14 protein-coding genes are annotated in these 13,498 nt (G+C 61.3%); 9 read left to right on the plus strand and 5 right to left on the minus strand.

Annotated elements, in window-relative coordinates:
* Positions 1 to 14 precede the first annotated feature (14 nt).
* From B9Z37_RS01155 to B9Z37_RS01165, 3 genes are read right to left on the minus strand one after another with little or no spacing between them, the layout of a single operon-like run.
* Complete coding sequence (locus B9Z37_RS01155; RefSeq protein ID WP_108311229.1) at positions 15 to 752, minus strand: nitroreductase; 738 nt, start codon at positions 750 to 752, stop codon at positions 15 to 17.
* Entirely contained in the window at positions 749 to 1,201 is a 453-nt protein-coding gene (locus B9Z37_RS01160) for an acyl-CoA thioesterase (protein ID WP_108311230.1), read from the minus strand. Before B9Z37_RS01160 ends, B9Z37_RS01155 begins: the two co-directional genes overlap by 4 nt.
* Positions 1,198 to 2,127, minus strand: a complete 930-nt coding sequence (locus B9Z37_RS01165) for a histone deacetylase family protein (RefSeq protein WP_108311231.1) — start codon at positions 2,125 to 2,127, stop codon at positions 1,198 to 1,200. Before B9Z37_RS01165 ends, B9Z37_RS01160 begins: the two co-directional genes overlap by 4 nt.
* A 195-nt stretch (positions 2,128 to 2,322) precedes the next feature.
* Here B9Z37_RS01165 and B9Z37_RS01170 point away from each other — a divergent pair, with 195 nt between their 5' ends.
* Complete coding sequence (locus tag B9Z37_RS01170) at positions 2,323 to 2,856, plus strand: phasin family protein (RefSeq protein WP_108311232.1); 534 nt, start codon at positions 2,323 to 2,325, stop codon at positions 2,854 to 2,856.
* Between the two features lie 463 nt (positions 2,857 to 3,319).
* Here the strand turns inward: B9Z37_RS01170 and B9Z37_RS01175 are convergent, their stop codons facing one another.
* Entirely contained in the window at positions 3,320 to 4,252 is a 933-nt protein-coding gene (locus tag B9Z37_RS01175; RefSeq protein WP_407067208.1) for a patatin-like phospholipase family protein, read from the minus strand.
* A 77-nt stretch (positions 4,253 to 4,329) separates the two neighbouring features.
* On the opposite strand from B9Z37_RS01175, the gene B9Z37_RS01180 reads away from it, so the two are divergent.
* From B9Z37_RS01180 to hemP, 8 genes are all read left to right on the plus strand, one after another.
* Positions 4,330 to 5,373 carry an extracellular solute-binding protein gene (locus B9Z37_RS01180; protein WP_108311233.1) on the plus strand — a complete coding sequence of 348 codons (1,044 nt, stop codon included), beginning with the start codon at positions 4,330 to 4,332 and terminating at the stop codon, positions 5,371 to 5,373.
* Positions 5,374 to 5,545: 172 nt separating this feature from the next.
* Positions 5,546 to 7,837, plus strand: a complete 2,292-nt coding sequence (locus tag B9Z37_RS01185; RefSeq protein ID WP_108311841.1) for a TonB-dependent receptor — start codon at positions 5,546 to 5,548, stop codon at positions 7,835 to 7,837.
* A gap of 17 nt (positions 7,838 to 7,854) precedes the next feature.
* Positions 7,855 to 8,544, plus strand: coding sequence for a Fe2+-dependent dioxygenase (locus B9Z37_RS01190; RefSeq protein WP_108311234.1), 690 nt, complete (start codon positions 7,855 to 7,857; stop codon positions 8,542 to 8,544).
* Between the two features lie 32 nt (positions 8,545 to 8,576).
* Positions 8,577 to 9,671: an alpha-hydroxy acid oxidase gene (locus B9Z37_RS01195; RefSeq protein ID WP_205872524.1), complete on the plus strand. Its 1,095-nt coding sequence runs from the start codon at positions 8,577 to 8,579 to the stop codon at positions 9,669 to 9,671.
* A 30-nt stretch (positions 9,672 to 9,701) separates the two neighbouring features.
* Positions 9,702 to 10,427, plus strand: a complete 726-nt coding sequence (locus B9Z37_RS14700; protein WP_276308842.1) for an energy transducer TonB — start codon at positions 9,702 to 9,704, stop codon at positions 10,425 to 10,427.
* Between the two features lie 62 nt (positions 10,428 to 10,489).
* Positions 10,490 to 11,188 carry a MotA/TolQ/ExbB proton channel family protein gene (locus tag B9Z37_RS01205; RefSeq protein WP_108311236.1) on the plus strand — a complete coding sequence of 233 codons (699 nt, stop codon included), beginning with the start codon at positions 10,490 to 10,492 and terminating at the stop codon, positions 11,186 to 11,188.
* Entirely contained in the window at positions 11,178 to 11,591 is a 414-nt protein-coding gene (locus B9Z37_RS01210) for an ExbD/TolR family protein (protein WP_108311237.1), read from the plus strand. Before B9Z37_RS01205 ends, B9Z37_RS01210 begins: the two co-directional genes overlap by 11 nt.
* Positions 11,588 to 11,812, plus strand: coding sequence for a hemin uptake protein HemP (hemP, locus tag B9Z37_RS01215; RefSeq protein ID WP_108311238.1), 225 nt, complete (start codon positions 11,588 to 11,590; stop codon positions 11,810 to 11,812). Before B9Z37_RS01210 ends, hemP begins: the two co-directional genes overlap by 4 nt.
* Positions 11,813 to 11,884: 72 nt before the next feature.
* Here the strand turns inward: hemP and ahpF are convergent, their stop codons facing one another.
* The gene (gene ahpF / locus B9Z37_RS01220) at positions 11,885 to 13,435 is read right to left on the minus strand and encodes an alkyl hydroperoxide reductase subunit F (protein WP_108311843.1); all 1,551 of its coding nucleotides are present in this window, start codon (positions 13,433 to 13,435) and stop codon (positions 11,885 to 11,887) included.
* Positions 13,436 to 13,498: the final 63 nt, after the last annotated feature.

Genomic DNA, 13,498 nt, shown 5'->3' on the forward strand with positions numbered 1-13,498 from the left:
TCAGAACTGCGAGCTCACTCCACCCAGTGGGTGAAATCCTGCGACGTCACGCGGGTGGTCTGGAAAGTGTTGACCAGCGCCGACTCGTCGGCATAACCCAGCGCCATGCCGCAAACGACCATCTCGTTCTCGCCCGCGCCCACATGGGGCAGGATGATTTTGGAGAAGCCGTTCCACGCCGCTTGCGGGCAGGTGTGCAGGCCACGCGAGCGTGCTGCCACCATGATGCTTTGCAAGAACATGCCGTAGTCCAGCAAGCTGCCACGACCCATGACCTTGTCAATCGTGAAGATCAGGCCCACGGGTGCATCAAAGAAGCGGAAGTTTTGCTGGTGCTGCGCGTGCATGCGCTCTTTGTCGCCTTTGCCGATGCCCAGCACGCCATAGAGACCAAAACCGCATTCGCGGCGGCGGTCGATGTAGGGGCTGACCCATTTTTCGGGGTAATAGTCGTAGGACTCTGCGTATTCAGACGCCAGCGCGGGGTTGGCGCTGATGGCGTCGTGCGCGGCGCAGGTCTTGGCCACCAGCTCGTCGCGCTTGGCGCCCTGCAGCACATAGACTTTCCAGGGCTGGGTGTTGGTGCCGCTGGGCGAGCGTGCCGCAACGCTCAGCACCTCTTGCAAAACACTGCGCTCCACCGCCTGGGGCAAATAAGCGCGGGCCGAAAAGCGGCTCAGGATGGCCGCGTCCACGCTGGCCGGGTCGTTCACGCGGGTGCTGACCTGGGATCCAATGTTCAGAATGCTCATGTCAAAGTCTCCAGAAATGTTTTGAGTGCGGCAGGCAGGGGCACGGGGCGACGGGTTTCGCGGTCCACGTACACGTGCACAAAATGGCCTCGGGCGGCGGTCAGGTCTTCACCTTGAGCGAAAAGACCCACCTCATAGCGCACGCTCGAGGTGCCCAGCTTGGCGACGCGGATGCCCGCGTCAATGGTTTGCGGGAAGGCCAGCGGCGCAAAGTAAAAACACTGGGTTTCCACCACCAGGCCGATGGTCGAACCCGCGTGGATGTCGAGCACGCCCTGCTCGATCAGCGTGGCGTTCACCGCCGTGTCGAACCAGCTGTAATAGACCACGTTGTTCACATGACCGTAAACGTCGTTGTCCATCCAGCGGGTGCCAATGGCGCGGAACGCCTTGTAGCTGCTGCGGGCGTCGGCTTGAGGCTTCACGGAAGGTGTGGCGGGCGAATTCATGACTGTTGATTGTGCCAGCGTTGCCAATAGCCCAATGCCACATCCCAAGTTTGCATTTGCACCTGCACCGTGGTCTCGATGTCGTGGCCATAACCCCCGCCCATGCACATCACCACGGGCAGTTTTCGCTGCCAGGCCCAGTCCATGACCACGCGGTCGCGGGCTTGCATGCCGTCGGCTGTGAGCTTGAGCCGCCCCAAGCGATCACCTTCGTGCGGGTCGGCCCCAGCCAGGTAAATCACCAGATGCGGGTCAAACCGGTCTTGCAGGGTTTGCAGCGCTTGGTGCAGCGCGGCCAAATACGGCTCGTCGGTGCAGCCGTCGGGCAGGCCCACGTCCAGGTCGCTGGCTTCCTTGCGGAACGGAAAGTTCTTTTCGCCATGCAGCGACAAGGTGAACACGCTCGGGTCGTTGGCAAAAATGTGCGCCGTGCCGTTGCCTTGGTGCACATCCAAGTCGATCACGGCCACGTTCATCTTTTGGCGGTGGTGCCGCCAGGCTTCGGCCTGCATCAGGCGGGCGGTGACGGCAATGTCGTTGAAAACACAAAACCCGCCGCCCTTGTGTGCATAGGCATGGTGCGTGCCACCTGCCAAGTTGCCCGCCACGCCTTGGGCCAGCGCATCGCGGGCCGCTGCCACCGAGGCCCCCACTGAACGGCGGGCCCGCTCGGCCATGGCCAGGCTCCATGGAAACCCGATTTCACGCTGCAAAGCGGCATCAAGCCCCCCTGTGGCAACGCCTTGTACATAAGCGGGGGTGTGCACCAGCGCCAGCTCGCCGTCGCTGGCGGCGGGGGCTTCGCGCATCTGCACGCCCGGTAGTTCTGCGCTCAGTCGGTCGCGCAAGCGGCTGTACTTGCGCATGGGAAAGCGGTGGCCTTCGGGCAAGGGCAAGACAAAGTGGTCGGCGTAGTAGGCGTGCATGGGTCAACTTGTGGAGCCCCCGATTCTAGAAAACCCTCTCTAAACTGCGCACCAAGCCACCCGATCCCCTTGCAATACCCCGTGAAAACCCTAAAATTCAAATCATGCTGCACTGCAACAATGTTGTACGGCCCCGGCCAGTTTCGGCGCAGTCTTTTTGAAACCCCTCTTAATTTTTTTGATCTGGAGATCCTCATGATGACCGCTGAACAAATCGTCGCCTCGCACAAAGCCAACGTTGAAACCCTGTTTGGCTTGACTGCCAAAGCCTTCGAAGGCGTGGAAAAGCTGGTTGAACTGAACCTGAGCGCTGCCAAAGCCGCTCTTGACGAGTCCGCCAACAGCACCCAAGCCGTGTTGAGCGTGAAAGACGCACAAGACCTGCTGGCCATGCAAGCCAGCCTGTTTCAGCCTTTGGCTGAAAAAACAGCGGCTTACAGCCGTCACCTGTATGACATCGCTTCCGGCACTGGTGGCGAGTTCACCAAAGCCTTCGAAGCCCAAGCTGCTGCTGCTCAAAAGCAGTTCGCCACTTTGGTGGACACCGCCGCATCCAACGCGCCTGCCGGTTCCGAGCAAGCCGTGGCCATGATGAAGGGTGCTGTGACTGCCGCCAACAGCGCTTTCGAGTCCGTGCAAAAAGCCGTCAAGCAAGCCACAGATCTGGCCGAATCCAACCTGGCTGCCGTGACACAAACGGCCACACCAAAAGCTGGCAAAAAGAAGTGATTTTGAATACAGTCGGGCGTTGATGCTTCCGACTGTTTCATTGACAAGTTGTCTCCTCGGATCTCTTTGAATTTCGTCTGGGAAACAGGGATCCCTTCAAGGGCTGATCGCAAGATCAGCCCTTTTTTTGTGCTGATTTCCTGAGCACATGACAGACATTGGCCCCACCCGACTTGATCGGGGGTACACGCCCGAACCCTGTCATGCCCGAACCCTGTCATGCCCGAACCCTGTCATGCCCGAACCCTGTCATGCCAAAACCCTGTCACCCCCGCCCCCTGTCACCCCCGACTTGATCGGGGGTCCATGTCTGCTTGCCTTCGATCGCCATGGATACCCGAATGCGCGGGTATGACAAATAGCCGACTCGATCGGGGGTTCACGCCCGAACCCTGTCATGCCCGCCCCCTGTCACCCCCGACCCGATCGGGGGTCTATGTCTGCCTGTGCGTGTTGCGCCCGTTCAGCGCCCGGCTTCAAACTCAGCCAGACGAGCTTTCAGGCTGGGCAGCATGGCACGCATGGCCACACGGCCTGCTTCTATAGAGCGCATGCGGGCACCGAAATCGGCACTTTTGACCCCCGACAGTGCCGGACGAACCACAAAGTCGGCGTCTTTCAAGGCCAAGGTGTTGATGCTCTTGCCCATGATGGCGAAGGTCTGCATCAGTATCTGGAAGGTGTCGCCCGACGGATTGCCTTCGGGGTCACTTGAAATATCGACCGCGATCACGAAATTGGCCCCCATGTCCCGGGCTTGACGCACCGGCACTGGTGCGACCAAACCGCCATCCACGTATTCACGATCGCCGATGCGCACGGGCTGAAAAACGGCGGGCACGGCACTTGATGCGCGCACAGCCGCCCCGGTGTTGCCACGGCGGAAGGTAATGGACTCTCCGCTGCCCAGATCGGTGGCCACAATCCCCAAGGGGATCTTCATTTGCTCCAAGCTGCGTCCGCCCACCTGCGTGTTCACGTACTTGGCCAGCGCCTCGCCGCGCAATGCGCCCCGGTTCAGTATCGGCAGCATCCAATCGGTGATGTCGGCCTCTTGCATGGTTTCGGCCAAACGGGCGAGTTCGGCCGTGCTTTTGCCACTGGCGTACAAAGCGGCCACCAGGCTGCCCGCCGATGTGCCCACCACATGGCTCGGTCGATAACCGGCCTCCTCCAGCACCTGGATCACACCCAGATGGGCGAACCCTCGTGCCGCGCCCCCGCCCAAAGCCAAGCCCAGCTTGATCTCGCGGCGCTCTGCGGCATGCGGCAGCTTGCCATTTTCCCCAGCAGGTCCTCTGGTCACACTGCCACATCCAGCCAGCACCAGCGTCAACAACATGGCCCCAAGCCCCATCCAGCCAGTGCGTTGCCCATTTCGCTTCACTGATTTCATCTTTTCCCTCAGATCTTATTGATAATGATTCGCATTTGGATTAAAATCCGTCCATCGACACCCAAAGCCTTCAGACCATGACACTTTCCAAATCCCTTTTGAGCATCGCTTGCCTGTTGGCCGCCACCTCGGGTGTGGCACAAGACAAAGTCCTGAACATCTATTCGGCCCGCCATTACCCGACCGATGAAGTCATGTACAGCGACTTCACCAAAGCCACCGGCATCAAGATCAACCGGGTCGATGCCGACGATGCAGGTATTCTCGCCCGTCTGAAGGCCGAGGGCGCAGCCTCTCCTGCCGATGTGATTTTGTTGGTCGACGCCGCACGTCTGTGGCGTGCCGAGGTCGATGGCCTGTTCCAACCCATCAAATCGGCCAAACTCGAAGAAGCCATTCCCGCCAACTTGCGCGCCAAACCTGCAGACAACGGTGGCACAACTTGGTTTGGCTTGTCCACCCGGGCGCGAGTGATCGTGTACGACAAGATCAAGTTCAAAAAAACCGACCTGGACAGCTACGAAAAACTGGCCGACCCCAAGCTCAAGGGCAGCTTGTGCATCCGCTCCGGATCGCACCCTTACAACCTGAGCCTGTTTGGGGCCATGACCGAGCACCTAGGACCTGCCAAAACAGAGATTTGGCTCAAGGGCTTGGTGGACAACATGGCCCGCAGCCCCAAAGGTGGTGACACCGACCAGATCAAAGGCGTGGCCTCTGGCGAGTGCGGCGTGGCAGTGACCAACACCTATTACTTGGCCCGCATGATGCGCTCGACCAACCCGGCTGACCGTGCCGTGACCGAAAAAATCGGCGTGGTCGTCCCCAACCAATCGAGCTGGGGCACACACATGAACATCGCCGGAGGGGCCGTCGCCCGCCACGCCAAGAACGCCGACCACGCCATCCAGTTTTTGGAATACCTGGCCAGCCCTGCGGCGCAAAACCACTTTGCCAACGGCAACAACGAATGGCCCGCAGCCAAAGGCGTGAGCTTCGACAACCCGGCACTCAAAGCCATGACGGGCGGCAGCTTCAAGAGTGAGCTGATCCCGATCAGCGCCGTGGGCATGAACCAGATCAAGGTGCAGCAGATGCTGGACCGCGTCGGCTTCAAGTAAAGCTAGGCATCGCCCAAGGCCCTGCCCGGTTTCAGACAGCTGAAACCAGGCAGGTGCCCATGAATCAGCCAGCCATTCACACCGAGCACCGCTCGGGTGGTGATAGCCAGCCATTGAACTCAGCGGCAAACCCGGTTTTGCCATTTCCCCTTACTCAATGACTCGCATCACCATGACTCAAAGAAACAACCACGTCCAAAACGCACAGACCCCGGGCAAACTGCTGCCGCTGGCGGCCATGATGCTGGCCGGCTCCCTGTCGACCACGCCTGATGCCCTGGCGCAAACCCAGCCCGATGAGAAAACACTCAAAACCGTGACGGTCAAGGACAAAGCCGAAGTCGACATGGCTGAAGGCAAAAACAGCGTTCGCGCCACCGAAACCCGGATCGGCAAAGGCCTGCAAGCACTGCGCGACATTCCGCAATCGGTGACCGTGGTGACCGAAAAGCTGATGGATGACCGCAACCTGGACACCTTCAAAGAGGCCCTGAAAAACACGGCGGGCATCAGCTTTTTGGCGGCCGAAGGCGGTGAAGAAGACATCCGTTTGCGCGGCTTTTCTTTGCAAGCCACGGGCGATGTGTTTGTGGACGGCGTGCGCGACCCCGCTTTTTATGAGCGCGACACCTTCAATCTGGACCGCCTGGAAGTGCTGCGCGGCTCGGCCTCCATGCTGTTTGGCCGTGGCTCCACGGGCGGCGCGGTCAACCAGGTGAGCAAAACACCCCGCTTGATGGACGAAAGCCAGGTGGACCTGACCCTCGGTTCACACAAGCATGTGCGGCTGGTGGGCGACTTCAACAAGCAGACGACTGAGAGCGCCGCACTGCGCCTGAACGTGATGAAAACCCAAGCCGACAACAACGGCTCTGGCAGCTCTTTGGACAAAGAAGGCATTGCGGGTACTTATCGCTGGGGCATTGGCGAACAAGACGAGTTCCAGGTCGGGCTGTACCACCTGAACAACAACAATGGCATGAACTACGGCCTGCCATGGATTCGCCCGAACACCTCTTCATCTGCACTCGAGTCAACCGTTTTGCCGCTGGACCCCACGGCCTATTACGGTGCCGCCAGCGACTACAACGCGGGCAGCGCCACGCATCTGAGCGCCAGCCACACGCACCGTTTTTCAGCCGACAGCGAACTGAAAACGCAAATCCGCAAGGGGCAATACGAGCGCGATCAACGGGCCGGCACGGTACGCTTTGCCAACGCCGCCAGCCAACCGGGGGGCCAAGCCGTCAGTTTGGCCACCTTTGGCCCCGACACGGTCATCAACCGGGGCAACAACCTGAAAATTCAGGACATGGACACGCTCCATGTGCAAAGTGACTTCAGCAAGAAGTTCCAGGCGCTGGGCTTGAAACACGAACTGCTGGCCGGTTTTGATCTGGCCACCGAAGACAAAACCGTCTACGCCGCCCGCACAGCCGGTGCGCAAGGCGGTGTGACCATCACCAAACCCCCGACCACCATCGGCACCCCGAACGATGGGGCCTGGGTCGACGAAAGCACCCGCGTGCTGCGCGTGAACAACCAGTACAGCAGCACCGGCTGGGGCGCGTACCTGCAAGACTTGGTGCAAGTGGCACCGCAGTGGAAAGTGCTGGGCGGCTTGCGCTATGACAGACTGAAAGGTGACTACGACCAGTTCGGCAATCCGACCAATGCCATCGACAACGGTGCCAAAACCAGTTACCAAATGAAGGTGGGCGAGTGGAGCAAACGCGCAGGCGTGCTGTTCCAGCCGAACGATTTGCAGTCCTTCCATTTGTCTTACGGCACCTCGTTCAACACCTCGGGCGACACCTATTCGCTGGGCGCTTCCAACGTGGACACGCCGCCCGAGCAATCTGAGAATTTCGAACTTGGTGCCAAGCTCGACTCGGCCGACAAACGCTTCACCACCCGACTGGCCGTATTCCGTGCCGTCAAGACAAACGAGCGCAACACCGACCCCTTGTTGCCCGTGGTCACGCTGACCGGCAGCCGTTATGCCTCCGGACTGGAAATCGATGTGGCCGGTCGCTTGACACCGAAATGGGAAGTGTTCGGCTCATTCACCTGGATGCCCGATGCCAAAGTCAGCAAGGCGGCCCCCTGCCCCGCCACAGGCTCATGCAGCCAAGCCACAGCGGGTGAACGGGTAGGCGATCGTCCGGCCCTGACCCCCGTGCACAGCGGCAGCGCGTGGACGACTTATCAGGTCACCAGCCAGTGGCGCGTGGGCGGTGGCCTGACCTTCCGGGGTCGCCAGACACCGACTCGCTCTGAATTTGAAGTGCCCTCGTTTGTGGTGGGTGACCTGATGGCCGAATACGCTTACAGCGATGCCCTGACCATCAAGGCCAACATGAGCAACGTCACCAACAAGCTGTATGCCGACCAGTTGTATCCCGGTCACTACATCCCCGGTGCCGGTCGCCTGACGCAGGTCACCGCGTCTTACAAGTTCTAAGGCCGCCAAGGTTTCCCATGATCCGCTTCTTACCCGAATTGCTAGAGCCCAACACCGTGCGTGAGGCCCGCGACCTGTTGCTGGCCTTGCCCGAATCCGACTGGGCCGACGGGCGAGGCAGTGCGGGCCCCCAAGCCCGCACGGTCAAAGACAACCTGCAACTGCCGCACGATCACCCGGTGGCGGCGCAAATTCGCCACGCGGTGCTCGGAGGGCTGGACGCATCAAACACCTTCTTTTCAGCCGCGTTGCCGCTGAAAATTTTCACACCGCGCATCAACCGCTACACCCCCGAATTCCCCCATTACGGCTGGCACATCGACAACGCTATTCGCCTGCGCGCCGATGGCCAAAGCGTGCGCACCGACCTGTCGTGCACCGTCTTTTTGAACGACCCAGGCGACTACGAAGGCGGCGAGCTGAGCGTGCAGGACCAAGAGGCCGTCCACCGCGTGAAGCTGCCCGCAGGCCATGCCGTGCTGTACCCCGGCAACACCTTGCACGAAGTCACACCCGTCACACGCGGCCAGCGGCTGGCCTGCTTTTTCTGGGTCGAGAGCATGGTGCGCAGCGACGAGCAGCGCCACATCCTGTTTGACCTGGACATGAACCTGCTCAAGCTGCGCGAACAACACGGCGAAACGCCCGAGACCACGGCATTGACCGGGGTCTATCACCAACTGCTGCGCCAATGGGCCAACACCTGATCTGCCCTTTGACCCCGCAACCCGCACACACCATGACCCAGCCCATCGTCAACCTGCAAGACCACGAACACGCCGCACAAGCGGCGCTGGGCGATGCTGCGTGGGCCTATTTCAGTGGTGGCGCAGCAGACGAAATCACGCTGCGCCACAACGTGGCCGCTTGGCAAAACCTGCGCTTGTCGCCCCGCGTGTTGCAAGACCTGCGCGGCGGCCACACCCGATGCAACCTGCTGGGGCGCGAATGGCCCATGCCGCTGCTGGTGGCCCCCATGGCGTACCAACGATGGGCGCATGCCGAGGGCGAGTCGGGCATGGCTTTGGCCGCAGCCGCGCAAGGCTGCGGCATGGTGCTGTCACACCAAACCAGCACGCCTTTGCACGATGTGGCGGCGATGGTGGCCTCCGATGCCGAACGCGGCCCGTTGTGGTTTCAGCTGTACTGGCTGGCCGACCGGGGAGCCCTGCGCGATCTGTTGGCACAGGTCGAAGCCGCTGGTTTTGAAGCCCTGGTGCTCACCGTGGATGCCCCGGTGCACGGCGTGCGTGACCGCGAACGCCGCCACGGCATGCCTTTGCCTGAGGGCGTGAAGGCGGTGCATTGGCCGGCCTCCGACCCCAAAAACAAACCCAGCACAGGCCTGTGCGGCGGCTTGGCCGATGCCGCCCCCACTTGGGCTGATGTGCAGTGGCTCATCGGGCAAACCCGCCTGCCCGTGCTGCTCAAAGGCATCACGCACCCACAGGACGCTGTGCAAGCGGTGAAACTGGGCGCAGCGGGCGTGATCGTCAGCAACCACGGTGGCCGCGTGTTGGACACCCTGCCTGCCACGGCCGAGTTGCTGCCGCGCATCGTCCAAGCCGTTCGCCAACACCACCCGCAAGCGCTGGTGGTGGTGGACGGCGGCATTCGGCGCGGCACCGACTTGTTCAAAGCGCTGGCCTTGGGGGCTGATGCGGCCCTGATCGGCCGCCCTGCCCTGTATGGCCTGGCCCATGCGGGCGCACGCGGCGCGGCGCATGTGCTGCGCCTGATGCGCGATGAGTTAGAAGCCACCATGGCCCTGACGGGTTGCGCCCACATACAAGACATTGGCATCGACCGCTTGTGGTCTCTGGAGTCCTTTTGATGTCTCTTGATTTCCTTTGAGCCCCCCTTTATGCAAGCAGCCCATTTTGAAGACCCGATGCGTCAGCCCTACCGCATCCACCCAAGCCGCACCTGGCGCGTGACCGGTGCGGTGGTGCTGGGCCACGTTGGTGTGGCCTGGTTGGTCAGCAGTGGTGTGTTGACCAGCGTGGTCCCAGCAACCGCGCCCGACAACGTGATCATGGCCAGCGTGGTCATGGATGCCCCCGCCGCCCCCAAACCGGAGCCGGCGAGACCCCCAATCCAACCCCCAACAAAACCAGAACCCAAGCCGCAACCTCAGGCCAAGCCCGTCAGCCCTCAGGTGCAACCCGCGCCTGTGCTGTCACCCACGGCCTCCAGCGATGCCGCGCCCATCGTGCCAAGCGCTGCACCTGCACCTGCTGCACCCGCCACGCCTGCCGCACCGCCGGCAGGCAACCAACGCCCTGCCGCTAACGCCACAGCGGCGGCCGTGGTGCTGCCGTCCACCAGCGCCGACTATCTGAACAACCCCGCCCCGCCCTACCCGCGCCAGAGCAAACGCTTGGGCGAAGAAGGCACCGTGGTCATTCGCGTGTTGATCACGGCTGAGGGCCGCGCCGAAAAAGCCGAAATCCGCACCTCCAGCGGCTATGCCCGCCTGGACGACACGGCCTTAACCACCGTCAAAGCTTGGCGCTTTGTGCCCGGCAAACGCAACGGAGCGCCCGAGGCCATGTGGTTCAACGTGCCCATCCGTTTTGTGCTGAACTGATCTGCACACCCGCGATCTGTCTGCTACCGATTTTTTCCATCCCATTCACAGGAGTTTTTGTCATGCCCGAATCATTTGGCCTCGCCCACATCTGGACCCAAGGTGACGCGGTCACCCGCCTGATCCTCATCGCCCTGATCGGCATGTCGGTCATCAGCTGGGTCGTCATCGTGCTCAAGGCGCTGGACGTCTGGAAACACAAACAAAGCGCCTTGGGCAGCGAGCAGTTTTGGCACACCACCAGCTTGGCCGAAGGCTTGGCCGTGCTCAGCCACCGCCAGGACAACATGTTCCACACGCTGGCCCAAGTGGGCCAAGAAGCCACAGAGCACCACTTGGCCGCGCAAAAACAACTGCACGACCGCCTGGACATCAGCGACTGGGTCACGCGCAGCCTGCGCAACTGCATCGACGACAACACCAGCCGCCTGCAAAACGGCTTGGCCATCTTGGCGTCCATTGGCTCGACCGCCCCGTTCGTGGGTTTGTTTGGCACCGTCTGGGGCATCTACCACGCGCTGGTGGCCATCGGTGCCACAGGCAACGCCAGCATCGACGCCGTAGCGGGACCGATTGGCGAAACCCTGATCATGACGGCGCTGGGCCTGGCCGTGGCCATTCCGGCGGTGCTGGGCTACAACACGCTTGTGCGTGGCAACAAATTCATCATCGCCCGCATGAACCGCTTTGCGCACGACCTGCACGCCTATTACGTGACCGGTGCCCGCGTGACCCACAGCGGAGGCCAACATGTCGTTTGAAGCCAGCGAAGAACAAGATGAGGTGATGAACGAGATCAACATGACGCCCCTGGTGGACGTCATGCTGGTCTTGCTCATCATCTTCATCATCACCATCCCGGTGGTGCAACACGCCGTGAAGGTGGAACTGCCCCGCACCAGCAGCAGCCGTGACCAGGCGCCGCCCGACAACCTGCAATTGGCCATTGACAGCCAGGGCCAGTTTTTTCTGGGCAAACAAGCTGTCGCGGCCGATGCCTTGGAAGACGCGTTGCGCGAGCACGCGGCCAAAGACCCACAGCCACAGCTCTACATTCGGGGTGACAAAAAAGTCGCTTATGAACATGTGGCCCAGGCGATGACCGCCGCGCAAAGGGCAGGCTTGGCCAAAATCGGCTTTGTCACCGAAGGCCAAAAGCCATGAACGTGAAGCCCGCTGTAGCTGCGTCCACAGAGCTGGCAGCGCCGGGCACGGCCCAGCCGTCGCCCTTGCCAGCCCGTCCCACACCCGTCAAGTCCAACGGGCCGCAAACCTTGGACAGCCGTGAACTGCTGGGCGACCAGGCGATGGTGCTGATTCAGCACTTGGGGGAAATCTACCGCCTGCAAACCACGCGTCAAGGCAAGTTGATCCTGACCAAATGAAGCCTTGAGCTGCCAAGCCCCATGAAAAAACCGGACGCGAGGTCCGGTTTTTTCATGCCAGCGCAGAGCCGATCAAGACCGGATCAGGTGGTCAAAGGCGCTGAGCGCGGCCTTGGCACCCTCGCCTGCGGCGATCACGATCTGCTTGTAAGGCACCGTGGTGCAGTCACCCGCCGCAAACACGCCCGGCACATTGGTGTGGCCTTTGGCGTCCACCACAATCTCGCCAAACTTGCTCAGCTCAACCGTGCCCTTCAAGAACTCGGTGTTGGGCACCAAGCCGATTTGCACGAACACACCCGCCAATTCGACATGGTGCTCGGTGCCAGTGGCACGGTCTTTGTAACGGATGCCGTTGACCTTGCTGCCGTCGCCGGTGATCTCGGTCGTCTGCGCGTTGGTGTGCACCGTCACGTTGGGCAAGCTGTGCAGCTTCTTCACCAACACCGCGTCGGCCTTGAGTTGCTCGGCGAACTCGATCACAGTGACGTGTTCGACGATGCCCGCCAGGTCAATGGCAGCTTCAATGCCAGAGTTGCCGCCACCGATGACTGCCGTGCGCTTGCCCTTGAACAGCGGGCCATCGCAATGCGGGCAGTAAGCCACGCCCTTGTTCTTGTACTCGGCTTCGCCGGGCACGTTCACGTTGCGCCAGCGGGCACCGGTCGACAAGATCACGGTCTTGGCCTTGAGCGTCGCGCCGTTTTGCATCTGGATGCGTACCAAACCGTCGGCCCCTGCGGGCGTCAGTTTGTCGGCCCGTTGCAGGTTCATGATGTCCACGCCGTAGTGGCGCACCTGGGCTTCGAGCGCGGCGGCAAACTTGGGGCCGTCAGTTTCGAGCACCGAGATGTAGTTCTCGATCGCCATGGTGTCGTTGGTCTGGCCGCCAAAACGCTCGGCGACCACGCCCACGCGGATGCCCTTGCGGGCCGCGTACACAGCAGCTGCCGCACCTGCGGGGCCACCGCCCACGATCAGCACTTCGTACGGGTCTTTGGCGTCCAACTTGGCCGCTTCGCGGGTGGCGGCGCCTGTGTCCAGCTTGGCCACGATTTCTTCCACGCTCATACGGCCCGAACCGAACACCTGGCCATTCAGGAACACCATGGGCACGGCCATGATCTGGCGCCCTTCCACTTCTTTCTGGAAGGCACCGCCTTCGATCACCACAGTCTTGACCTTGGGGTTCATGATCGCCATCAGCGACAAGGCCTGCACCACGTCCGGGCAGTTGTGGCACGACAGGGACATGTAAACCTCGAAGTTGAAGTCACCGTCCAGAGCTTTGATCGAATCAATCACCTCTTGCTCGACCTTGGGCGGGTGACCGCCTGTCCAGAGCAAAGCCAAGACCAACGAGGTGAATTCGTGGCCCAGCGGCAAACCGGCAAAGCGCACGCCTTGGCTTTCACCCTCGCGCACCACTTCAAATGAAGGCTTGCGTGCGTCGTTGCCCGAGGTGTCCAGCGTGACCTTGTCCGACAGGCTGACGATGGTCTCCAGCAGGCTCTTCATGTCGGTGCCGGTTTCGCTGTCATCGAGCGAGGCGATCAGGCGGATCGGCTGGCGCAACAGGGCCAAATATTGCTGAAGTTGGGCTTTGAGGGTGTCGTCGAGCATGGTTTTCTCCAGTTTCAAGGTGCAAACGTCCAGGGCCCTGCTTGTGGCGAGGCCTCGGAAAAA

The organism is Limnohabitans parvus II-B4 (genome assembly GCF_003063455.1).
Classification (GTDB): Bacteria; Pseudomonadota; Gammaproteobacteria; order Burkholderiales; family Burkholderiaceae_C; genus Limnohabitans_A; species Limnohabitans_A parvus.

Coding starts and splice junctions, on each gene's coding strand:
- B9Z37_RS01155 (WP_108311229.1), bottom strand. CDS start 752: ATGAGCATTCTGAACATTGGATCCCAGGTCAGCACCCGCGTGAACGAC.
- B9Z37_RS01160 (WP_108311230.1), bottom strand. CDS start 1,201: ATGAATTCGCCCGCCACACCTTCCGTGAAGCCTCAAGCCGACGCCCGC.
- B9Z37_RS01165 (WP_108311231.1), bottom strand. CDS start 2,127: ATGCACGCCTACTACGCCGACCACTTTGTCTTGCCCTTGCCCGAAGGC.
- B9Z37_RS01170 (WP_108311232.1), top strand. CDS start 2,323: ATGATGACCGCTGAACAAATCGTCGCCTCGCACAAAGCCAACGTTGAA.
- B9Z37_RS01175 (WP_407067208.1), bottom strand. CDS start 4,252: ATGAAATCAGTGAAGCGAAATGGGCAACGCACTGGCTGGATGGGGCTT.
- B9Z37_RS01180 (WP_108311233.1), top strand. CDS start 4,330: ATGACACTTTCCAAATCCCTTTTGAGCATCGCTTGCCTGTTGGCCGCC.
- B9Z37_RS01185 (WP_108311841.1), top strand. CDS start 5,546: ATGACTCAAAGAAACAACCACGTCCAAAACGCACAGACCCCGGGCAAA.
- B9Z37_RS01190 (WP_108311234.1), top strand. CDS start 7,855: ATGATCCGCTTCTTACCCGAATTGCTAGAGCCCAACACCGTGCGTGAG.
- B9Z37_RS01195 (WP_205872524.1), top strand. CDS start 8,577: ATGACCCAGCCCATCGTCAACCTGCAAGACCACGAACACGCCGCACAA.
- B9Z37_RS14700 (WP_276308842.1), top strand. CDS start 9,702: ATGCAAGCAGCCCATTTTGAAGACCCGATGCGTCAGCCCTACCGCATC.
- B9Z37_RS01205 (WP_108311236.1), top strand. CDS start 10,490: ATGCCCGAATCATTTGGCCTCGCCCACATCTGGACCCAAGGTGACGCG.
- B9Z37_RS01210 (WP_108311237.1), top strand. CDS start 11,178: ATGTCGTTTGAAGCCAGCGAAGAACAAGATGAGGTGATGAACGAGATC.
- hemP (WP_108311238.1), top strand. CDS start 11,588: ATGAACGTGAAGCCCGCTGTAGCTGCGTCCACAGAGCTGGCAGCGCCG.
- ahpF (WP_108311843.1), bottom strand. CDS start 13,435: ATGCTCGACGACACCCTCAAAGCCCAACTTCAGCAATATTTGGCCCTG.